The organism is Catellatospora sichuanensis, from assembly GCF_007483665.1.
GTDB lineage: Bacteria > Actinomycetota > Actinomycetes > Mycobacteriales > Micromonosporaceae > Catellatospora > Catellatospora sichuanensis.
Window position 1 is genome coordinate 37320 of record NZ_VIQO01000032.1, and the last position, 21463, is coordinate 58782.

Consider the following 21463-nt stretch of genomic DNA (forward strand, 5'->3'; position numbering starts at 1 on the left):
CTATCTCCCGTCGTCGGGCAGTCCGGCCGCGGCGCGGTAGCTCTTGAGCTCCCCCTGTGCCGCGGACAGGAACTGCTTGAACCGGTCGGGGTCGAGTTCGGTCAGGGGCTGGAAGGTTTCGACGGCGCGTTCGGCGTAGGGCACCGCCTCTGCCGGCCGGCCGTGTTCGCGGAGCGCTTTCGCGGCCCAGCGCATGGCCTGCCCGGCGTTGCCGGCGGCGTCGCGGTGGCGTTTGTCGGTGGTGGGGAAGCGCTGCGCCTGGCTGGTGAAGTGGGCGATGGCACGGTCGACGGAGGCGACGTAGCCGTCGACCGGCCCGATGACGTAGCGGTCGGTGGTCAGCTCCGTCAGGCTCCCCACCAAGAAGGCGTCGTACTTGGCGGGATCGGCTCCGGCCAGGGGCAGGAAGATCTCGACGGCGCGTTCGGCGTAGGGCACGGCCTCTTCCCGCCGGCCGTGTTCGCGCAGGGCCCTGGCGGCCCATCGCATGGCCTGCCCGGCGTTGCCGGCGGCGTCGCGGTGGCGTTTGTCGGTGGTGGGGAAGCGCTGCGCCTGGCCCGTGAAGTGGGCGATGGCGCGCTCGCTCAGGGCGATGAAACCGTCGACGGGGCCGAAGACGTAGCGGTCGCCGGCCAGCTCCGGCAGGCAGGCGATCAGAAAGGCGTCGTAGGTGGCGGGGTCGAGCCCGGCCAGGGGCAGGAACGTCTCGACGGCGCGTTCGGCGTGGGGCACCGCCTCTTCACGCCGGCCGTGTTCGCGGAGGGCTTTGGCGATCCAGCGCATGATCTGCCCGGCGTTGGCGGCGGCGTCGCGGTGGCGTTTGTCGTCGGTCGGGAAGAGCTGCGCCTGGGCGCTGAAGTGGGCGATCACGCGTTCGGCCAGGGCGATGAACTCCTCGATCGGGCCGATGGTGTTTCGGTCGCCGGCCAGCTCTCCCAGGCTCGCGGCAAGCCACACGTCGTGCCTGGCGGGGTCGAGCTCGGCCAGGGGCAGGAAGGTCTCGACGGCGCGCTGGGCGTGGGGCACGGCCTCCTCGCGCCGGCCGTGTTCGCGGAGGGCTTTGGCGATCCAGCGCATGATCTGCCCGGCGTTGGCGGCGGCGTCGCGGTGGCGTTTGTCGTCGGTCGGGAAGAGCTGCGCCTGGGCGCTGAAGTGGGCGATCACGCGTTCGGCCAGGGCGATGAACTCCTCGATCGGGCCGACGGTGTACCGGTCGCCGGCCAGCTCCGTCAGGCTCGCCACCACGGAGGCGTTGTACCCGGCGGGGTCCGGACCGGCCAGGCGGAGGAACGCTTCGACGGCGCGGTGCGCGTAGGCGGCCGATTCTTCGAGCCGGCCCTGCTGGCGCAGCGACTGCCCCAGCGACCGCCACGTAGTGGCCAGTTTCAGCAGCTGGTCGCCGTCCAGCGAGTCCAGATCGACGGCCAGCGGAATGACGTCGGATACGGGCATGGTGTTTCCATTCGGGAATCGGATGTTGCCGGACTCGTCGAGCCGGGACTCGGTGAAGAACGATTCCGGCGCCTCGATCTCGGCCATGGTGGACAGCACGAGCGAGTCGTCCAGCAGCGCGTCCGTCAGGTCCGGCGCGTTCTGCAGGGCGGCGGCGTCGACGATCCGGCGGTTCGCCCGATCGGCGAGCTGCTGCTGGGCCCCGGCCCAGTCGAGCAGGGGCTGGCCCGACGGCGTCAGGGCCTTCCAGTACGCGGCCAGCCGCGCCCCGTGCAGGATCGCGTCCGGCGCCGTCCGGAAGGTGACCGCGCCGTCCGGCTGCCGGTACGGCGCGGCCAGCCCGGCCGGGGTCCTGGCCAGCGCGCTGACCGTCTGCCGGAACGGGAAACGGTCGCCGGCGCCCGCCACGCTCGCCGCGACGCGGCGGCTGAGTGGGCCGCGGGGGCTGGTCGCGCGGTGGTAGGCGAGGGACGCGGTGCCGTCGGGCAGGCCGCTGTCGCGGACCTCACCGTGCAGCGTGAGCGCTCCGCGTGGCACCCGCGCCTGTAGCGGCAGGCTGACCTCGAACGCCTCCTCCGGGCTGAGCGGGTCGAGGTGGCGCCGGTGCAGCGAGCGCCCGACCAGCCTGGCGAACCGGCCGAGGTTGAGGAACCGGTTGGCCTCGCGGATGTCGGCGAGCTGCCGCCACGCCGACGCCATGAGCCGCTCCTGGTCGCTCTGCACCGCCAGCGTGCCCAGGCCTGCGGCCACCCGCCAGCGCGGATCGAGGTTGAGCTCGGCGAACCAGCCGCTCTCGGCGAGCCCGACCCGGTCGCGTACGCGGTGGAACCCGCCGTAGCGCGGGGGCAGGACCTCCGGATCGGGGTCGTCGTCGCCGACCGGGGCCGGGGTCAGCCGCCGGTCGAGATCCGCCCGCCACCGCGTGCTCGTCTCGTCGAAGGGCCAGCCGGCCCGCGTGCCGTCGGTGCCCGTCCGGCGCAGCGCGCTCTCGACCTGGACGGTGAAGCGCCCGGCGCCGTTGCCGACCACCATCGGGCGTTGGCCGACGTCGGCGGGCAGGGGCCAGTTGCGCAGCCGGTCGGCGAGGATCTCGAAGTCGCCGGGCTCGCCGGTCCGGAACTCCCAGGAGAAGTACACCGGGAGTTCGGTCTCCTCGTCGTTGCGCCACGACGGCGACAGGTCGCCCTCCTCGTCGTCGCCGAGTCCCGCCAGGCGTCCCGCCTCGAACGCGGGCACGACGCATGCGACGTAGTCGGTGAACGCCCGCAGCAGGCGCGAGGCCAGCAGCCGCGAGATCGAGCGGCGCGGGTCGGCTCCGGGTCCCAGGAACCCGGCCACCTCCGCGTGCTCGGCGATCACCTGCGAGTGCGCCCACAGGTGCAGCGACAGCGGGTCGGGCAGCTGGTCGCCGGGCGCCCGCAGCACGGGCAGCGGGCGGCCGGCCTCCCGCCGGGGCTTCCAGCGGGCGGGCAGGCACACCAGCGCCAGCCACGGGCGCAGCGGACCGCGGTCGGGCCCCCGCAGCGGGGTGAACATCCACGGCAGGTCGGCCCGGTCGAACTCGACGAGCGGGAAGTTCGTCGTCTCGGCGTCGGCGGTCCCGGGCGGCGGGTAGACGCGCACGATCTGGCGCTGGTCCAGCGACAGCACGTCACCCGGCCCGTAGAGGGTGATCGGGTTGGCCCTCGAGTTCCCGCCGACCGCGACCGACACCTCGAGCCGCCCGCGGGCCGGGGCGGGCCGCCGAGTGTCGTCCAGGTCGGACAGCGAGGCGGCAGCGCCGGCCCGTACCCAGGCCAGGAACTGGTAATTGTTCATCGGCGCACCTCGTGGGCGGGGATCAGCTGCAGGTTGTCCCGCTGCGCCGCACCGGCGAGCTGCGCGGCGGCTTCGGTGAAGGTCTGCCGGCGGGGCCGGGTGATGTCCTCGGTGAGCGTGCGGGTGTCCGCCGTCGCGTATGCCCGGGGCAGCAGGATCGGCTCGCGTTCCGGCTGGGCGAGGGCGCGGTCGTCGTCGCGGATGGTGCTGCGGGCCACGGCGTTGTTGGCCAGTGCCGCCTCGACGAACGCGGCGTCGGCCAGCCGGGTGCCGAGGCTCAGCCCGTCGCCGACCCATTTGGTCTCGTACTCCATCCGGCGGGACTCGCGCGGCATGGCGAGCGCCGCCGGGGTAGGCGGGACCAGCTCCGCGCCGGAGCGCAGCGGCTCGAAGGCGGGCTCGTGCAGTTTCTGCTCGTCGGTGAGGTCGAAGAAGTCCGCGCGGGCGAACTGTTCGCGCGTCTGCTTCGTGTGTTCCGGCCCGCCGGCGGCGAAGCCGACCGCCACCTCGAACGTCGTCGCCGCGGGCAGGCGCCCCGGCCCGAAGCGGGTCACGGGCACGCCGAGCGGCACCACCCGCTGGCTGAACCGCACCCGCCCCAGCGGATGCAGCAGGCCCTCCTGGCGGGAGTCGAGCACCACGATGGGCTCGGCGCCCAGCGGCGGCAGCGGCGCCCAGGACCTCGGGTCGCGTACGGCCTTGTCCAGCAGCGACGCCACATCCGGCGGTGCGGGGGCGGTGATCTGCCCCGTGCAGGCCCAGCTTTCATCGAACGGGAACGACACGGTGGCCAGCGCGATCCGGACCCGCGCCCGGCCTGCGACGTGCCAGCAGGGCGTAGGGCCCTCCACGAGCACGCTGATGCTCACCGAGCACAGGGTCTCGCCGGCGATCCGCAGCCGGAACGAGCCGCCGGCCCGCAGCGAGACGCCGAAACTGGGCTCCCAGCGCATCAGCGCGTCGAAGCCCAGCGATCCGCTGACCCCGGTGCTCGACGTCCCCACGTTGACGTCGAGCTGCGCTCCGATCTGGAGCGTGCCCGGCGTGATCGCCACGTACCCGCGGAAGATGATGCGCAGGAACGGGGTGTCGGCGAGCGGGACCGTCAGCCGCTTGGGCACCGGGAAGTCCGCGGGGACCGGGAACCCGTCGCGGAAGCCCCCGGCGGAGAGCAGGAACATGGGGTGGTCGCCGGCCTCGACGCGCATGGCCAGGCCGCCGTCGATCGCGAACAGCGCCAGCCGGGACCCCGTCAGCGTGGCGTCAAGCTGGACCCGGCCACCCGCGGCGTCGATGGTGCCCTTGAACGCGGCGCGCAGGTCCACGACGGGCGCCTGCGGGGCCGGCAGCGCCATCCGCAGCCGGCCGAGGATCACCGTCCGGCCGGAGTGCAGCTCCAGGATCACGCCCAGATCCGCGGTGAGGAACGAGACCGGCCTGCCCCAGCCGAGGCGCACCATCGGCCCGACCAGCGCACCGCCCCGCCGCTCACGGAACACCGACGCCAGCGTGGCGACGACCTGCGGGGCGGCGCTCGCGGAGTCGGCCGGGAACAGCAGGTGGTCGAGGTGGCCGCTCTGGACCGCGGCGCTCAGCCCGTCGTCGTCGACGGCGTAGTTGACCCCGACCACGCCGCCGATCGCGTTGAGGGTGAACGCGAGACCAAGCTCGATCGGTGGAGTGAAGTGCGCGCTGAGCACGATGAGCAGCGAGAACGGGTCCGCGCGCAGCAGGCCGAACGCCGCGACGTCGACGATCCCCATCCGGAGCACGAACGCGCCGCCGTACCGGCCGTCGGGGCGCTCGCGCAGGTAGCCGGCGCCGCGCGCGGGTCCGAGCGCCACGACCAGCCCGGCGCCCGCCGGTGGGACCGGACGCAGCGACGGGGCGGCCCCCGGGGCGGGCAGGCTCACCTCGATGCCGGTACCGTCGAGGGTCGCGGCCATGCCGAGCAGGGTGGCGCCCAACGATGCCGTCAGCCGGATGCCGTCTCCCGCCGCGAGCGGCGCGAGGTTGAGCGACGGAGCCGAGACGCCGTGCGGCACCCCGGACAAGGGCACGTCGATTCCGCCGCTGCTGCCGCCGGTGAACCGTACGCCCTTGGCGTCGGCGGTGGCGCCCACGCGGCCCTCCAGCACCGCCGCGCCGGGCACCATGAGGTTGAGCAGGCCGCCTGCGGGGAGTCTGACCCGCAGCCGGTCGATCGTGAACGACAGTGCCGCCGCCGTCGGGTCGGTGGGCAGCGTCAGGCGCAGCGTGACCGAATCGGCGTCGAGCGCGCCCGCCAGGCGCAGCGCGGGCAGCGTGAAGACGAGTTCGGCCGGGTCGGGAACAGTCGTGCCGGTGGCGGTGACCCCGGTCGGGCCCGCCGTCACGACGCCGGGGACGCGCAGGCTCCAGTCAGGCCGCGCCTGCTCGGCGGCGGCCGCCATGACACGCGTCAGCGCGGTCCACAGCGCGGGTCGCTCGGGTGCCTGGCCCGTATCGAGATCGGTGAGGCTGCGCAGCAGGTCCCCGGGCTCCAGACCGGGCACCCCGAGCACTTCCGCCAGCGCCGCCCGCCGCGTGTCCGGGCTGGGATCATGCAGCCTGTCCATGGCGGACACGAGCCTGCTCCGCGTGCCCGCGGCCTGCTCGCCGACCGGCTGCGCAGCACCGGTCTCCCCGGGCTGGCCACCACCCATCCCCGTGGGCGTGGCTTGATAGGTGAACTCGGTGAACGGGGGGAACTGCGGGGACACGCCCCTCGGCGTCGTCACCGTGACGGTCACGGTCCCGCCGGTCGGATGTGCCGGCACCGGCACCTCGATCTCGTCGGGCCGCTCGTCGAGAACACGCAGCCCGGTCAGGTCGGCAGACGCGGAGCCGAAGCTGACCGCCTGCGTGACCGGCCCGAGCCGGTAGCCCAGCACCCTGACCCGGGTGCCGGGGGCGCCCGCAGCGGGCATCAGGCCGAGGACCAGCGGACCTAGGGCGGGAAGCGGGCCGGGAGGCTCGGGGCCGACGTACACCCAGGTGTCCTCCCAGGGGGACACGCAGCCGCCTGCCCGGGTGAACACGTTGATGCTGACGATCCCCGTCACCCCGGGGGGCACGACGATGTCGAGCCGTTCCGGAGTGGCGTCATTGTTGACGATCGTGGTTGCCCATACGTTGCCCACGGAGACGGCTCGCACATCCCACATGCCGGGGCCGAGGATCGTGAACTCCTTGCCGGTCACGGCGATGCGCTCGGGCAGCTCGATCGTCGTGGGCGCGACCAGGTCGACGATCCCGTCCCCGTCGTCGTCGCGCCAGCCCCAGTACAACGGAGTGTTCGGGCACAGGTCCGGGGTGCCATGGTTCATGAGGCAGGGCACCTGGTTCAGGTTGAGGACTGCGGGCACCCCGTCGTCGGTGGCGGGGATGATCGTCGCGCAGTTCGTGTTGACCGTGTCGTACGGCCCGCGCACCTCGGTGGTCAGGCAGTGGGGAAGCCCGTTGGGGAAGTTGCCCGGATATTCGTCAGGGGCCTGGAAGACGTGGCCGATCTCATGCGCGACAACTTCGTTCAGCATTTTCGAGTGGGTGGCCAGCAGCCACGGCCAGTCGATCACCACGTACCCCTCAGGAGGCGCGAAGGCCTGGTGATGGCAGTGGTATTTGGTGACGAACAGGGGGACGGCATCGGCCACGCCCCTGCCGCCGAAGGCTGTTGTTCTCAGAACGTCGCGCAGGGTCCTGATCCGCTGCTCAAAGGGGCCCTCCAGGCCCATCTTCCGGGTCGCGGTATCCATCCATTCCTGGTCGTGCTGCTTGGCCTTCTCCCAGTCGGGTTCCTTCGGCCACGGCGGCAGGGCCAGTTGACGGGTGCCGTGGGTGACCGTGAACGTGCAGATCCGGCGCACCGGCACCGGCTGCGCGTTGCCCCACTGCTCGGAGAGCCTGCGCAATATCCCGGTGCCGGCGTACACCGCCCTGAGCACGGCGGTCTTCTCCGCCTGGGTGAAGCCCGCCGACGAGCCCGCGGGGCCGTCGGCGAAGACGACCGACACGAGGATGAGTCCGGCCATGGGCCGATAAGGCGTCATCTCACAGCTCCCTGACGCAGCCGCCCAGGTCGGGCCTGGGTCCGTCGAGGCGGTGTGGGTCGAGTTGGGCGAGCAGGTAGGCCGGGTCCAGCATGGAGATCCACGCGGCGACGGACTCGGCCGTCTCCGTGTCGAGGCCGTCGGGGATCACCGGCGAGTCCGGGGTCACCACGCCGGCGAGCAGCGTGCCGACCATGGCGTCCAGCGTGTCGCGGGTCGCCTGCCCGCCGCCCACCGCCGACGCCAGGCGGCCCAGGCCGAGCAGGATCTGGCCGCCGGACCGCTCGACAGCGGCCCGCGCGGCGATCAGGTCGTCGTCGGTGGCCGAGGGCACCGCGACCATGAGCATGCCGAGACTCCCGTGGGCCTCGGACAGCGCGGCGATCTCGTCGAGCCGGATGACGGTACGCGGCCCGATGTCGTCGATGACCTCCGCGACCGGCACGCCCAGCTCCTCGTGCTTGAACCGCGCCACGGCGGCGGCCGTCTCGTTGCCGTAATCGCCGTCAGGCCCGCTGGCAGGCAGGCACGAGGGGTCCCACAGCAGCAGCGCGGTCTGCGCCCGGCGCACGGCGGGGGATCTGCGGTGCCGCTGCCGGGAGATCCGCTCCTGGTCCAGGGCGATCGCCTCCAGCAGCGGGTCACCCGCGAACAGCTGGGACAGCATCCGGCCTCCGCATGTCGATTCGTGGCGGCGATCCCTAAAGGGGCAATTAGCCTGAATCGGACTCTACTGGCCGGATAGCGAAGACGGCTGGACTATTTCGAACGTGTCTTGGCAGGTTAGAGCTGTTTGGCCGCCGACGCGTGCAGCCGGTGGCGACGTCGAGTCACCACCGGCTGCACGGTCACGCGGCCCATGATCGCCGCGGTCGGGGTGGTGTTGCGGTCTTCAGCGATGCGGACCTGTTCGCGCAGGCCGTCGTGTAGTCGGGTGAGGGTGCCGTCACGCGTCCAGGTCCGGAAGTAGTGGTAGACCGTCGGCCATGGCGGGAAGCCGACCGGCAGCGCCCGCCACACGCATCCGTTGTGGGCCAGGTAGCGGATGGCGTCGACGATGTCGCGGCGCGGGTAGAACACTGCGCGGCGGAGGCCGCCGGCCGGCACGTAGCGGGCCATGACCTGCCACTCCGCGTCGGTGGTGTCCGACGGGTACCGGCGTGCGCGGCCGGTGGGCAGGTGCTGGACCTGAGGTGCCGGGGGTGCGGGATCGGCCCGGCCGCAGACCAGGTAGAAAGACACTGTGGGGCCTTCGGGACGGCTTGGCGTAGACAACCAAAGCCATACCTGAAGGCCCCACTCTCGTCAGCCCGACACACCGAAACAGACTCAGGTTCTGTCGTGCCTCAACCGGCGGCCAGTCGGCTGACCTCGCTAATTAACGGGCACTAAGGTTCCGCTGCTGGGCCGCACCCCCAGCTTCGAGGATGCCGAACGCTACGAAGAGCGACTCCAAGACCGGCACCGGTTGATCATGAATGGCCTCCGCAGCCTGAGCTGGCTGGATTCCGACGTGCGTGCGCAGATCGGCGACGACCAGGCCGAGGCGATGCGGCTGATTCACGAGCTGCTGGAACGGCAGACGTCCGGTCCGTCCAGCCCGGTGGCGCGGCAGGCGCAGGTTGACCCCGGCTCCGTCACCGCCTTCCTGCCGACCAGCAACCGGCCAAACCGGGCCGTCTACTACCCGGGTCGACGTCGTCACGGTGCTTTCCCATTGCGGCCGACGAGAATCGGCGGCTCGATCAGTCGTGGCCGCCGCAGCGGCTCGGCGGGCACCGGCCGCTTGCGGCCGTCCGTGTCGGCCGCGAGATCCCAGTCATGACATACCTTGTCGATGAGGATGGGATACAGCGTCAGGTTCCCGTCGGCGCCGATGTGCATGCGGACGAAGCCCTTGTGGTCCTCGATCGACTGGGCGGACATCTGCCAGTCTGCCGCGACCCCGGTCCCGGCGAGCCGGATGTAGGCGGCGAACGCGAAGCACCCCACCAGCCCGGTCAGCACGCCGGTGCAGGCGAGACATATGGTCAGCACCACCCATCCAGGCCACGAGTCCGGCCACGGCATCGCCGTGGCGACGGCCAGGCCGCCGATCGCCACGCACAGCTGGAACAGAAACGCGATCACCGGCGCCGGGGGAGTGCGTGGCGCCCGCAGGGTCAGCACCGGTTTGAAGGAGTACGCCAGCACGACTACGGCCGTGACGATGAGCAGCCACAGCCCCAGTCCCATCGCGGCGAGGGGGCTGCCGTCGCGGACGGCGCCGATCGGCGAGGACCCTTCCAGCAGACCCAACAGCGGGATCAGCACGATGAACACGATCATGTGCAGAATGCCCACCAGCGGCCAGAACCCCGGGTTGCGGAAGGGCAGGCCGCGAGCTGTAGGTGACAGAACGCCCCACGACAGCAGACGGGACAGCCGTTCGTCGGGATATCGGGTTCGCAGCGTGAACTCGGCCGAGGGCTCCTTCTCCCGTATCCGCGAGTTGGCCTGCGGGATGTGCAGCGTGGCCGGCAGGTCGTGGGTGGCGGAAAGATATGCCCCGCCCATGCCGCACGTCACCATCTGGCGAGCCGCCGCGGGATCCGGGCTCGGCTCCGCGTAGCGGGCATAGTGGTGCCTGTCCCCGGTGATCCACAGGCGGACGCTCGCGCCGGTCGGCGTCGGCTGACCGGTCTGCGCATCGGGGCGGCATTGAATGATCTGCCGGTCGAAGTAGTGCATCGCGTTGAACGCCTCGACGTCGTCGGTCTCGGCCTTCACCCAGGTGGGGGCCGCGGCGCAGACGATGACCGCGTCACCCGGCCGTAGGTTGGCCGTGACGTGTTCGCGGAAGAAGCGCAGCTGCGGCTCGTCAATGTAAGCTCCGAGCTGGCTGTCCAGGCCGATCAGCCACCATCGGTGTGGCAGCTGCAGTGCGAAATAGCTGCGGTTCTGGACCGTGCGCCAGCCGCCCACGTCGCTTCCCTGCGTGAAGATCCGCAGGAACGAGGTGAGGCCGTCGTACCAGTCGTGATTGCCCGGCAGCGCGACCAGTATCGGCCGCGTCTGGTCGGCGGTCGGCAGCGCGGCGCGGTACGGCCCCGTCAGGCGATCCTCATACGCGCGCGCCGACGCGGTGGGGTAGACCTCATCACCGCCGAGCACCAGTAGGGAAGCTCGGGGAAGCACGTGCGGGATCGGGCCGTCCGCCGGGTCCACGTCGAGCTTCTCGTTCGCGATCAGCGAGGCTACCGTGTAAGTCGCGTCGAATCCGTCGCCCAGGTCGGCCACGAAGTCGATCCACAGTTCCCTGCCGTCGCCGACCAGGCATTCGACTGTCGCCGCCGGTAGGCTGGCCTGGATCTCCCGCTTGTCGGAGTAGTTCGCGAAGATCGACGAGAGGACGACCTTCACCGCCGTACGACACAGCTCGACGGGGGCGAGCCAACGCACCGACGGCTGCGGACTGAAGCCCAGCTCGTCTGCGTGACGGCACAACCGTGCGAGTTTCATCGGAGCACTCCCCTTTTGGCGTGTATCGATCCGGTGCTGAGCCTGTCGTGCGGGTCCGCGGTCCTGGCGGGCCGGCGGCAGACCAGGCTGTTCGGTGGTCTTCTGGCACGGCGCCTGCTAATCGGCGACTCCGCTCAGGTTGATGGTCATGGTCTTCAAGACGGGCTCGGTCAGGGTCGACCTCGATGACGCGCGGCTGCCCGGAGAGGTCCGCGGCCAGCACGTTGACGAGGCCCTGCGGTGCGTAGACGCGCTGCACCTCCTCGGCCCGGTCATACTCCAAGACGATCTCCTTGTCCTCGACTTGGATGCCGTTGCGGAACTGAACGACAGCAGCGACGAGTTCAGCCCGCCACTGGCCGCCGGTGCGGAGCTGAGCGGCGGTCCCAGCGGGCGCGGCAATGCTGTGGGCAGTTCGGACGGGCGGTTCGGCCCGGGCACGCCCGGGTGCCAGATGGGCCTGGCGGTCGCGGGTCGACCGGCGTGGCGCTGCGGAGCTGCGGCAGAAGGCTCAGCAGCGTAGATCCGGTGCAGATCCGCCGTGACGCGCTCCGGGAGGGTTGGTCGCAGGGCGGTGAGCGTGAGCCGGTACAAGACCCCGACGGGCGCGTCGTCGGCCTGCAACACCTGCCGGAGCATGGCGGTGCCGACATCCGAGAGCTGGACGCTGAGCACCGCCACGTTGTCGCCGACCAGCGAGCGCACGGTGGGCCGAGACGCAACGCGGTCTCGAGCATCAGTAACCCGCCACCGCGATCACCCTCGACCGCCCCGGATCGGGTGAGGACGAGGCTGAAGGCCGGGCCGTCCTCCCGTTCGGCCAGGCTCACCGGCGCTGGCAGGTACCAGAACTGGTGGGGATCGGCGTCGTCCGTGAATACTGTGATTCTCTCGGCCAGCAGCGGTGCCATGCTGAGCTGCGGCATCCGTTGGCCTCCTCGGTCAGCTCCGTGCGACAGCGCGGGATGTCGCGAGTGACGGCGGTGCCCTGCACGCCCACGCAGACCGGGTCGCGCCGGAGTCTCACTTCCGGCGTCGGCCACATCTGTGCAGCGCCGGCGGTACGGCCCGTTCTGGCACAGGCGGCAGGGGCCGCCGTGAGGTGTTCAGTCAATCCGCTGGAGCACCCGAGCGGGCTCACACCACCGCCGGGGCGTTGATGAGCTTGGCGAAGTCCGCCACCGTGCCTCGGAAGGCGTTGGCGTCGCAGGTCTGCTGGCCGCCGATAACGGCACGGCTGCCGAACTGCCAGATGGCGGGAACCCTACCGCTGTACTCGACCCAGCCGCGGCCGGTGTCGCCGCCGCGCGCCTCGTAGAGGTCCTTGAAATTGTCGATGGCGTTGGGACCGTAGTCGCTGGACCACAGCGGATCGCCGCTGCCGATCGTGTCGCCGTAGCACCAGTTCGGCGCGTAGAGCACCGCGCTCTTGGTGGTGCGTTTCTCGAGCTGCTCGCACATCTCGAGGCCCACCCAGGGCGGTACGAGGTCGTATGGCCCGTTTTGGTCGGACCAGTGTTCGAGGTCGACCTGCCAGAACCAGCCGGGCAGCGTCGCCCAGCCCGGGAACTGCTTGGTCGTCTCGGCCAGGGCGAACTCGACCTGCTGCGTGACCCCGCCGTGGCCGTTGTTGCCCGGTGTGCGGGGCACGATGTACGCGCCGATGAACGGGATGTCCGCGGCCTTGGCCGCCTTGAACTTCTCACCGGCCCGTGTGTGGACGGTTCTGGTGCCCTCGGTCACCTTGTGGGTGAAGAAGCTGATCCCCTCCTTGGCCGCGGCCGTGATGTGCGCGGCCCGCATCCCGCGGGTGTGGTCGAAGTCGGAGGCGTCCCAGCCGAAGAGCCTGCTCGTCGTGGCGACGGGCGTGATCCGGTGGGTCGCCTTGGGCTTGGCCGTTCCCCACTTCTGCTGCGCGCGGGACTCCATTTTCCCCAGCAGCACCGCCGAGGTGGCGTAGTGCACGTGGTTGTCGTGATCAGGGATCCCGCTCGACGGCTTCTGCGCCCTGATGTTGAAACCGTTGTCGTCACTGAACGGAGTGGTGTGGAACATCTCGACCGTGAGGTCCCCGAAGTTCTCGTACAGCCACTTCGCCAGGTCCCGCATCTTCGCGGAGTCGACTCCGTTCTTGCCCAGCTTGCCTGAGCCCGGTCGGCCGAAGGTGACGAAGTCGACCGCGGCGGTAGGCGAGCCGTTGTAGATCTGACCGTTGTGGTGCGACCAGGTGCCGCCATCGGCTTCGAAGGGCCGGTATGCGGAGCTGACGAAGACTTCATCGGCGGCCGGATACCACTTCTCGACGAAGTCGACGAGCTTGCGGCCGTTCGGGCCGACGGACGCCACCCAGTCCGGGCGGAAATTCCATAGTGTGACAGGCATGGTATTCCCCTTCTCCGAGGCAGGCCGCGTCGCGGCCCGTGGGACCAGAGACGATTGCTCGGTAGCGGAACGCTTGAGGGAATGGAATCGAGTCTGCTCGGTTGTGGATCCGGCAGCTCCGGAGGAGGCATCGTCGCCCGATGCGGGACCTTGACTCGGTCTTCAAAAGACCCTTGATCAGTCCTCAAACAGGATTCTACCAGGAATGATCGGATAGCGTCCCATATAGAAGGAAAACGAAGTAGTACTGCCCGATGCAAGTTGCATCAACCGGAATAAGCCCCTCGCGGGCAGCCGGCGCGTCCCCGACCTGTGGCGGGCGTCTGACCTGCCGGCCGACCAGCTGGCGTCACCGCGAGCGTGATTCCGCCGATTCGGCCCTGGAACATCCGTAGACAAACGCCCTGAAATGGGAAGACAATTCAATGAAGCTGGCGGTCCTACCGCTCTGGTGTGCCGACACGCCTCGGGTCACCGACTTCGACCAGGCGTGGATGGGCGGACTCGTCGACCAGATCGCACAGTACTTCGCGAAGCAGTCCGGCGACCGGGTGGGCATCACCTTCTCGGTACTCGACTGGTTCCAACTGCCCTACACCAGCCAGCAGTGGAACGACCTCGGCTTCGATGCCGGGCCGGTCGTCGAAGCCCGCCTCGGTGTCGACCTGACCGACTCCAGCCACTTCGCGCTGGTGATCGACAAGTTCGATGCCCGGCGGCGCGGCGGTGTCGCCGCTGCATCCCACCCACGTCCACGTCGGCGCGCAGAGCTTCGACCCGGCGCTGCTTGCGCACGAGATCGGACACTTCTTCGGCACTGAGCAGGCCAACCTCGACTCGCCCAACGGACCAAGGGAGTACGACGACCGGTTCTGCCTCATGGGCCGGAAGGGCCCGAAAGCGAGCTTCGCGCACCCGGCGCTCAACCGGTGGCGCGCCGTGCTGGACCAGGTACTCCAGTGGCCTGTCCGCGGGCAGGTCCACCGGGTTGTCGGTGTGCCGGGCCGGAACCGGCTGATCGGTGTCGCCTCCGTCACGAGCTGCGACGCGATCGGCGCCCCGCCGTCCTCACCCTGGAACTCGGCCAGCTGCCATTGCCTGTTGAACTTGATTCCGGGCACGGTGCCGACCGCGCCGTCGGGCAGGTACACCGCCGGCAGGTAGCGCCCGAGCCAGGTCAGCATCTCAAGATCGACCAGGCGCAGCTGTGCGAGATCGAGCGTCTCTCGCAGCAGTCCGGCCAGGTTGTCGGTCGTCCACGCCGCCCCGGGCACCGCGGGCACGGCCAGCAGCATCGTCTTGGGCGGCCGCGCTCCCGGCGCGTCGAAGTGGAACGAGACCCCGCCGACTGGATCTCTTCGGGGATCTGCTCGGCCCACGTGTCGATCACGAGCGCCGCGGTCGGCACGGACATGTCGACGCCGTCCGGCCCGCGGATCACCAGGCCGGTCGCGGGGACGACGGCCGAGGGCGGGCCGTCGTCGAGCCGGGCCGCGCCGACCCACCGTCCCCGGCCGCGAACGGTGTCTGCCCGGCGTGCAGGACCAGCGCCTGGCCGGTGCCCGCCGCGTCGGCGTACAGCAGCAGGTCGCTGAGGCGCAGCCACCGCCGGCCGGACCGTGCCCGTACGGTCGAGCCAGGTCCGGACCGGATCCCGGCCCGGATCACCGTGCCGCACGCCCGGACCCAGGGAGCTGTGAAGCACCGTCGCGTTCGGCGGGATGAACAGGTCCGCGGCGCGAAATCCCGGACCGAACAGCGCGGTCAGCGCCTCACTGAGGGCGTACGCGTCGGCCGAGCCGGGCTCACCGTCCGACGCGGCCGCAGCCGTGTCCAGGCGCGCCTTGACCGACTTCCTGGCCGACACCAGTCCCACGACGAGCTCGTCGCCGGTGCCGTCGGGGCCGTTGCGGGGTTGGCGACGCCGAACGCGGCGACCTTGAGCAGCCACTGCCGCACCAGCTCGTCCGAGCTGATCCCCCCGGCGCGGCGACCTTCAGCCGCCACCGCCGCACCAGCTCATCCGAACCGAGCTCCTCCGGTGGGGCGTCGTCCAGCACCTGTCGCAGGCTCTGCAATGCGCCGTCGACCCGCGCCCGCAGATCGGCAGGGGGCTCGACCTGCGGCGGGTGTGCCGCCGGCGCGAAGTCCGCGGCCGTCGCGGCCCGGCCCGCGGCGAGCGCGGCGGCGAGGGCACGCGCCAGCGCGATCAGCTCACCCGCCCCGACGACCGTCCGCGGCCACGCTGTGTCTCGGTCGTGGCTCAGCCGCGGCACGGCATGGGGCGCGACACCGGCCGGCTGCCGCGGACCCGACCGCGCGAGCAGCACCGCTTCGAGGGTGTCGTCCGCGGCGAGCGCGACCACGTCCAGCGCACACCCGTCGACCAGCGGCCAGGGATACTCGGTGACCACGGGCGGGGACCCGGCATCCCCGTCCGGGACACGCCAGGCGATGCGGACCCGAAGCCGGTCGGTCGGACCGAGCAGATGTCCGGCCCAGGCGTCCAGGCACGGCTCGGCCAGCGCCCAGGGCCGCTCCCGAAGCCGCGGCTCGCCCCAGCCGGACGCCAGCGCGAGGCTGCCGGGCACGGCGACGAGGACCCGGTGCGTCACCGGGGTCGCAGAGCGGACCGTGTCGAGCACCTGGGGCCGGGGAGGGGGTGCCCCGCTGGCGGCCAGCGAGTCGAGGGTCGCCCCGGTCCGTTCCGGGTTGCCGTGGGCGAGCTGGTGCACGCTGTCGGCCAGCAGGAGGTCGGCGACGGCGTCGACGTCGTCCTGGAGACTGCCGAGCGCGGCCCGCAGTGCCTGCTCCTCGGCTGCCGACCAGGCCGGACGACCGCCCTGCAGCCGGCCGCGGAGCAGATCGAGCGCCGCGTCGGCGGCGCCCAACTCGGCAAGCCGCGCACCGTTGACGACATCGTGCGCGGCGACGCGGGTCCGCAGCGAACAGCTGAGACAGCATGAAGTCCCCGCTGCCGTCGAGACGGCGGTATCAGCCTTCGTTGACAATCCTGAGCACGGTGACCTCGCGGACCCCGGCGATCTGCGTGCTCAGCTCCAGCAGCGCGGTCTGCAGGAAGGACATGTCGTCGCACGCCAGGTGGCCGACGATCTCACCGTCGGGATGCATGGCTGCGGTGCCCAGCTTGCAGTTGCCCAGGCTCCTGGTCCGCAGCTGCTCCTCGACGTCGCGCACGGCCGGATCGCACTCCAACATGATGTAGGCCCGCAGCATGGTCGCCCGCCGTGTCACTCAGCGGCCGCGAGCCGCGGCGACGGGGTCAGGTTGAGCCGGGGGACAGCCTCGCTGAGATCCTGCGGCCAGATCCACAACCGGTGCTCGGGTTGGACGGTGAAGTAGTCGTCGGGGTCGTGCAACACGCGGGTGGTCACGTCGGCGCAGTAGCGCTCGCGCCAGGTGAACAGGCTGTCCGGTTCCTGCGGCTGGTCGGAGACCTTCTTACGGGTGATGTGGAACAGCTTCTCCATCGCGCGGTACTCGTAGGCCAGCAGCGTCACCGGTTGCGACCAGATGCCGCGCAGCGCGGCGCGCGCCTCGGCGGCCCTGCGGATCAGCAGCGCCAGGTCGGGCGCGCTGGGGATGGACGGGTAGATGACGAACGGCGCGGCGTGCCCGGCGGCGACCAGGTCTAGGTTGAACGTCGCCCGTTGCTCGCGGCTGAGCTGTGCCAGTTCCGCGCGGGAGAAGTTCGGAGCCAGGTAGGCCAGCAGGCGGGAGTTGCCGTCGAAGGGTGCGTCGGCGATGCGGATGAACAGGTTGCGCTTGGTGCCGTCGGGGCGCAGCAGTCGGTCCTCCATGTTCTGTTTGGCGAACGCCGATGCCGCCTGCCCCTGCTCGAACTGCAGCGTGCCCGCCTTGCCGGTCTCGAGCTTCGGCAGCATGAACTCGGCCAGCCGGGCGTCGATCGGCGCCTGGCCGTCCCGGATCCAGGTGGCCAGCTGCTGGAAGTTCTGGTCCATCTCGTGTGCGCGCTCTTCGGTGCGGGCGGTGACCTCCGGGGTGTCGACCGACAGCATCCGCACGGGCATGCGCAGGTTCGGAGTGTCGCCGTCGGTCGTGTCGAGCAACGCCCGAGACCCGAGGGAAGGCATCGAGGTCCCTGCCGGAGCCCAGAAGATTTGCACAGCTTGTTCGGTCACGGTAGCTCCCGGGGTCGGTGGCCGCAGGCGGTCACGGCACGCGGCCGCCTATCCCCTTAATAGGGGCAATTAGCCTGATTCGGACTCTACTAGCCGCATAGCGAAGACGCCGGACCATTCCCCACGTGTCCTGGGAGGTCGGTGCTAACTGGGCGACGCCTTTCCGGCCTGTCGCAGACGGCTCGCGGCCGGACCTCGGGCCGACACGAAGGTGGCGCGGGCGGCCCCGCCGTTGGCGGTCCACCCCAGTCCGTCCCGGCCGGACTGATCGCCGCACCGTTGACCCGCCAGGTCTGGTTGGCGCGCTGCCGGCCGGGTATCGGCGTGCTATGACCTCACGCGGAAGGACATGGCTGATGCCTTTTCATGAACGAAAACGTCTCTACCGCCGTCGACCTGGCCGAGAGCAGCCCTGCGACAGCGGGGCAGCTGGTCGCCGACCATGCCGGCCAGGCACAGCGCGCCCTTGCCGACACGGCGCCGTCAGCGTGGTCGTCCAGCCGTTGACGTACGGGTGGGACTGCCGCGCGGCACGGTGAAGGTGGCGACGGTCGCACAGACGCCCGCGCCGAAGCCGCCGTGGCCAAGGACACAGCGCTGGAAGCCGCCGCAGCGCTCAAGGACCGGGCCGCTGCGACGGTGCAGGCGGTTTCTTGCGGCCACGCCGCCGGGCCCAATACTCGGCCAGGCGTGACTTGGCCGGTACAGATGCGAGCGCCAGTTCGACGATGGCCTCCGCCCGGGACTCGCGGCCCAGCGCCTCGCGCACGACCCTGGCCGCCGTGGCCGGATCCCTTGTCTCGGTGAGCAGGCTGACGTCGCGTCGCGTGCCCGTCGGGCAGGCCGGCCAGCTGGCTTTTCATCTCGGGCAGCAGCTCCGCGATCTCGGATACGAGACGCCTACTTGGCCGCCTCTCCTGTCCCCGCCTCCATGGTGCGTCACCGGCCGGTCACGGATCGGGGAGCGGTCGGCTCGCCCCGGCGAGGGGACAGTTCGGCATGAGCGCGGACTCGCCGTCGCGCTGGGGCCCACGTACGTTGTCCAGAACCTTCCTGCCTTGCACGTCCACCAGGCGCGTGACGCTCTCCTGCGCGACACCGAAGATGACCGCCCAGGCCAGGATCTGAGCGGAGCTGTCCAGGTTTGACAGTCCCGGCACGAATCCGCCGTGTACCAGCACCAGGCCCATGAGAGCCGTCAGCGCACCGACCGGAAGCCTGAGCAGGACCAGCATCAGCGGCACCCAGTAGGGCGTGGAGGTGCCCTGGATGCCGCGCAGTGAGATCGCGGCGGCCAGCGCGGCGGCCCCGGCTCCGAACGCCTCCACGAGCAGGACGTCCTGCCCGCTCGGCGTGTCCCCGATCGGACACACGACTCTGGTCTCTTCGGGGGTGAAGCAGAGCTTCGATGCGATCGGGATGGGGTCCTGGTAGGCCCAAAAGATGAACAACACCGCTATCGTTGCGGTCACCAGGATCGAGGCCAGGAGTATGTTACGGAAGCTGCGTGCCTGCGCGCGCTCCTGCTCCTCGGCCACCTGGGAAGCCAGCAGCACGGAGACGGCCAGCTCTCGCATGTCCTCCGTCACCTTGTAGCCGTTCTCATTGAGCCGGCCTTCCAGTGCCACGAGCCGCTGGTCGCTGGGCCTGAGATGTTGTTTGCCCGTCTCAACCAGGTACGGGCCCATTTCGGCGAGTTCCTCGGGCGGAGCGAGGCGCAGTATCTTTATCTCGGCGCGGTGGATGTTGGCGAAGGCGCGGTCGATGTCCGAGCCGGCGAGGTCCGGCAACAGCCGTCTCCGCTTGTTGGCGACGTCTCGCGCCGCCTGCAGATGCGTGTCCGCCTTGTCGGCTATCCGCTGCTGTGCCGTGGTGAGGTCACGAGTCCTGCTGGTGTTGAGCTGGGCCTGGAGCTCGGCAACGTACGCGCTGGTGCGCTGCCACCAGGAAGACTTTCGGTGGTATCCGGCGACGTCCTTGTCGCTGTCGATGAAGTTTCTCTTCCGCCACATGGCGAACCTCCAGCTCAGCTCACAGCTTCAAGGCTATTGCCGCCGCTGGCGGCGAGGCGACAGATCGGACGAAGCCGCATCCGCGCTCAGCGAGCTACGGACGTCCGGCATTCGGGCGGGATCGCACGTCGGTTGCCTGGAACACGCGTGGCATCGGTGTACCGGATGGACAGGCCCGCTCCAGCAGGTAGGCGGCGAACTTGTCGTCACGGTCCGATCCACACCCGGTGAGCAGCGACCCGGCGTCGCCGTACCGGTCACCCCGCATGCGAACGGAAGGCCCGTGAACCGCACTTGACCACCGGCGCGCGCTGCTAAAGTCGAACACGCCGGGTCAATTTGGCCAATACGCCCGGAACTGTTCAGCCTGCCGCGCGGGAGACGGTTATCGAGTGCTCGACATCCAAGGCGGGAGAATGGGCCGATTCATCTGCCGACGCTCATCCTTGACGGACTCCGCGGAGATGCCGGGATCAGGCAGCGGTCCTGATAGTACTGGGGGTTGCCACGTGCACCAGTACCAGCGGGAGCTTCACTTGCCGGTCCACCGCGCCCTGGTCCCCGGGCTGTCATCGTCCCACCTCAACTTCCTCGCTGAGCTGCTGGCCGAGCAAGCCGGCAGACCGGCTGCCGACGGTGCAAGCCCTCAGCCGCCCGGCAGGCGCTGTGGGCGCCGTGCAACGGGCACGTCCGGTCGTGCGAGGGCCGGCGATGGCGCATCGTCCTGTGCACGGCGACCGCCAAGAGGTGATCATGACCTCGGCAGACCAGCAGCGGATGGCGGTGACCGACGGCGACGAACAGCTCCTGATGCTCAAAGCGAGAGGTCATCAGCCACAGCCAACACCCCGGGGCACCCGAAGCACCGAACCTTGAATAACAACCTCGTGGAGGGACGCCATGCCTCAGGTCACCTACGGCGGCAGGCAGGGGGAGACGGCCCGGACCCGCAGCCGTCGGTCGTTGCTCAGCGGACCGGTGCCCGGTCCGGAAGCGGCGCTGGTGGACGGGATGGATCAGGTGCTCACCCCTCCCGAGGTGGGGGTGGAGGGCTACCGTCGGCGCGACCACCAGGCCCGCTCGACCGAGCAGATCCGGCAGGCGCTGCGGCAAACTTCTGACGTCTGCTTCGCCGGCAGGGAACACGCTGCGCCGCTCGTGCGACCGTATCGAGCCGCAGAACGGTCAGTGGTCCGCCGACGGCCACAGCGCGTGGTACGGGCGCGGCCGCCTTGACGCCGCGACGCCGTGCAGCTGGCCACCCTCAACCTGCCGACCGGCTGGTCATCTCGCGCATGTTGAACGGGTCCGGTCCCGGACGCCGCACGGGTCACCGTGTACGTCAGTGAGGCGAGGCGGCTGTCCGACCTGATAGTCCAGGCGGACATCGAACATGCGTTCGTGGGCGACCTGGTGGTGACCATCGTGCCGCCTCCGGAGATGAACGCCGAGCCGGTGAGGCTGCACGATCGAACGGGCGGCCGCGGCCGGGAGCTACGCCGCACGTACGACGCGCTGGTACGCCGGGGCTGAACGAAAACTCAAGGACAAATACGCGCGTGGCAGTTGGGCGCTCGAGGTACGCAACAACACGCCGGAGACGGCAAGCATCAGGTCGTTCGGACTTGAGTTCGTCTTCGGGTGAACCGAGCGGCGGTGGCCACGAACAGATCTGGGGGGCCGATGGCGAGCCTGGCTGAGATGCCGTTAGACGGCGGCGGTTGGATCCTGGTTGAGGCGCCGGAGGCGACCGGTGGGCCGGTGAAGGCGGGGCGGCTCGGCGAGGCGATCCGGGAGTTGCCGACGAGCTTGCAGACGGCGTTGGCACCGGTGGCGGACGCGGCCAGGACCATATTGGAAGAGCTGCGCAAGGCCGGCCCGACTGAGGTTGAGGTGGAGTTCGGGGTCGACCTGGCTATGCAGGCCGGGGCGGTGATCGCTAAGAGCGAGACGTCCTGTCATCTGAAGGTGCGGCTGACCTGGCAGAACGGCGGCGCCAACCAGACTGTCGGCTGAGGCGGGTGGCTATGGAGGGAGATGGTGATGGCGACTCCCGGCGACGGGC

Annotated in this window: 16 protein-coding genes; 3 read left to right on the forward strand and 13 right to left on the reverse strand. The window is 70.4% G+C overall.

Features of this window, described 5'->3' with window-relative positions:
* The 6 genes from FLL47_RS35370 to FLL47_RS35390 form a co-directional block, all read right to left on the reverse strand.
* Positions 1 to 3270, reverse strand: a complete 3270-nt coding sequence (locus FLL47_RS35370; protein WP_186316101.1) for a tetratricopeptide repeat protein — start codon at positions 3268 to 3270, stop codon at positions 1 to 3.
* Positions 3267 to 7340, reverse strand: coding sequence for a DUF6603 domain-containing protein (locus tag FLL47_RS43305; RefSeq protein ID WP_186316102.1), 4074 nt, complete (start codon positions 7338 to 7340; stop codon positions 3267 to 3269). Before FLL47_RS43305 ends, FLL47_RS35370 begins: the two co-directional genes overlap by 4 nt.
* Before the next feature lies 1 nt (position 7341).
* Positions 7342 to 8007, reverse strand: coding sequence for a peptidoglycan-binding domain-containing protein (locus tag FLL47_RS35375; RefSeq protein ID WP_144127018.1), 666 nt, complete (start codon positions 8005 to 8007; stop codon positions 7342 to 7344).
* 116 nt (positions 8008 to 8123) lie between these two features.
* Positions 8124 to 8582 (reverse strand): transposase, encoded by a 459-nt coding sequence (locus FLL47_RS35380; RefSeq protein WP_144127019.1) that lies wholly within the window; start codon positions 8580 to 8582, stop codon positions 8124 to 8126.
* Between the two features lie 136 nt (positions 8583 to 8718).
* The gene (locus FLL47_RS35385) at positions 8719 to 9045 is read right to left on the reverse strand and encodes a hypothetical protein (protein WP_144127020.1); all 327 of its coding nucleotides are present in this window, start codon (positions 9043 to 9045) and stop codon (positions 8719 to 8721) included.
* Positions 9042 to 10841, reverse strand: coding sequence for a metallophosphoesterase (locus FLL47_RS35390; protein ID WP_144127021.1), 1800 nt, complete (start codon positions 10839 to 10841; stop codon positions 9042 to 9044). The genes FLL47_RS35385 and FLL47_RS35390 overlap by 4 nt, the downstream gene beginning before the upstream one ends.
* Positions 10842 to 10989: 148 nt before the next feature.
* Between FLL47_RS35390 and FLL47_RS35395 the strand changes: the two genes are divergently transcribed.
* Positions 10990 to 11364: a hypothetical protein gene (locus FLL47_RS35395; RefSeq protein WP_144127022.1), complete on the forward strand. Its 375-nt coding sequence runs from the start codon at positions 10990 to 10992 to the stop codon at positions 11362 to 11364.
* A gap of 614 nt (positions 11365 to 11978) precedes the next feature.
* On the opposite strand, the gene FLL47_RS35400 is transcribed toward FLL47_RS35395, so the two are convergent.
* The 7 genes from FLL47_RS35400 to FLL47_RS35430 form a co-directional block, all read right to left on the reverse strand.
* Positions 11979 to 13223, reverse strand: a complete 1245-nt coding sequence (locus FLL47_RS35400) for a glycoside hydrolase family 25 domain-containing protein (protein WP_144127023.1) — start codon at positions 13221 to 13223, stop codon at positions 11979 to 11981.
* Between the two features lie 440 nt (positions 13224 to 13663).
* On the reverse strand, positions 13664 to 14518 hold the full coding sequence (locus tag FLL47_RS35405; RefSeq protein WP_144127024.1) for a hypothetical protein: 855 nt from the start codon (positions 14516 to 14518) through the stop codon (positions 13664 to 13666).
* 142 nt (positions 14519 to 14660) lie between these two features.
* Positions 14661 to 14891, reverse strand: coding sequence for a hypothetical protein (locus tag FLL47_RS35410; RefSeq protein ID WP_144127025.1), 231 nt, complete (start codon positions 14889 to 14891; stop codon positions 14661 to 14663).
* 137 nt (positions 14892 to 15028) lie between these two features.
* Positions 15029 to 16114 (reverse strand): hypothetical protein, encoded by a 1086-nt coding sequence (locus tag FLL47_RS35415; protein WP_144127026.1) that lies wholly within the window; start codon positions 16112 to 16114, stop codon positions 15029 to 15031.
* A 103-nt stretch (positions 16115 to 16217) separates the two neighbouring features.
* Positions 16218 to 16460 carry a hypothetical protein gene (locus FLL47_RS35420; RefSeq protein WP_144127027.1) on the reverse strand — a complete coding sequence of 81 codons (243 nt, stop codon included), beginning with the start codon at positions 16458 to 16460 and terminating at the stop codon, positions 16218 to 16220.
* Positions 16461 to 16474: 14 nt separating this feature from the next.
* Positions 16475 to 17338 (reverse strand): nuclease, encoded by an 864-nt coding sequence (locus tag FLL47_RS35425; protein ID WP_144127028.1) that lies wholly within the window; start codon positions 17336 to 17338, stop codon positions 16475 to 16477.
* A gap of 998 nt (positions 17339 to 18336) precedes the next feature.
* Positions 18337 to 19398: a hypothetical protein gene (locus tag FLL47_RS35430; RefSeq protein ID WP_144127029.1), complete on the reverse strand. Its 1062-nt coding sequence runs from the start codon at positions 19396 to 19398 to the stop codon at positions 18337 to 18339.
* A gap of 1401 nt (positions 19399 to 20799) precedes the next feature.
* On the opposite strand from FLL47_RS35430, the gene FLL47_RS44855 reads away from it, so the two are divergent.
* Positions 20800 to 20931, forward strand: a complete 132-nt coding sequence (locus tag FLL47_RS44855) for a hypothetical protein (protein ID WP_281286768.1) — start codon at positions 20800 to 20802, stop codon at positions 20929 to 20931.
* A 150-nt stretch (positions 20932 to 21081) separates the two neighbouring features.
* Positions 21082 to 21414: a CU044_2847 family protein gene (locus FLL47_RS35435; RefSeq protein WP_144127030.1), complete on the forward strand. Its 333-nt coding sequence runs from the start codon at positions 21082 to 21084 to the stop codon at positions 21412 to 21414.
* Positions 21415 to 21463: the final 49 nt, after the last annotated feature.

What these genes read in the sequence shown, in the direction of transcription:
- FLL47_RS43305 (WP_186316102.1), bottom strand. Translation starts at nt 7,340, where the DNA reads ATGACGCCTTATCGGCCCATGGCCGGACTCATCCTCGTGTCGGTCGTC.
- FLL47_RS35430 (WP_144127029.1), bottom strand. Translation starts at nt 19,398, where the DNA reads ATGTGGCGGAAGAGAAACTTCATCGACAGCGACAAGGACGTCGCCGGA.
- FLL47_RS35435 (WP_144127030.1), top strand. Translation starts at nt 21,082, where the DNA reads ATGGCGAGCCTGGCTGAGATGCCGTTAGACGGCGGCGGTTGGATCCTG.
- FLL47_RS35370 (WP_186316101.1), bottom strand. Translation starts at nt 3,270, where the DNA reads ATGAACAATTACCAGTTCCTGGCCTGGGTACGGGCCGGCGCTGCCGCC.
- FLL47_RS35375 (WP_144127018.1), bottom strand. Translation starts at nt 8,007, where the DNA reads ATGCTGTCCCAGCTGTTCGCGGGTGACCCGCTGCTGGAGGCGATCGCC.
- FLL47_RS35420 (WP_144127027.1), bottom strand. Translation starts at nt 16,460, where the DNA reads ATGCTGCGGGCCTACATCATGTTGGAGTGCGATCCGGCCGTGCGCGAC.
- FLL47_RS35425 (WP_144127028.1), bottom strand. Translation starts at nt 17,338, where the DNA reads ATGCCTTCCCTCGGGTCTCGGGCGTTGCTCGACACGACCGACGGCGAC.
- FLL47_RS35400 (WP_144127023.1), bottom strand. Translation starts at nt 13,223, where the DNA reads ATGCCTGTCACACTATGGAATTTCCGCCCGGACTGGGTGGCGTCCGTC.
- FLL47_RS35395 (WP_144127022.1), top strand. Translation starts at nt 10,990, where the DNA reads ATGGTCTTCAAGACGGGCTCGGTCAGGGTCGACCTCGATGACGCGCGG.
- FLL47_RS35390 (WP_144127021.1), bottom strand. Translation starts at nt 10,841, where the DNA reads ATGAAACTCGCACGGTTGTGCCGTCACGCAGACGAGCTGGGCTTCAGT.
- FLL47_RS35405 (WP_144127024.1), bottom strand. Translation starts at nt 14,518, where the DNA reads ATGCTGCTGGCCGTGCCCGCGGTGCCCGGGGCGGCGTGGACGACCGAC.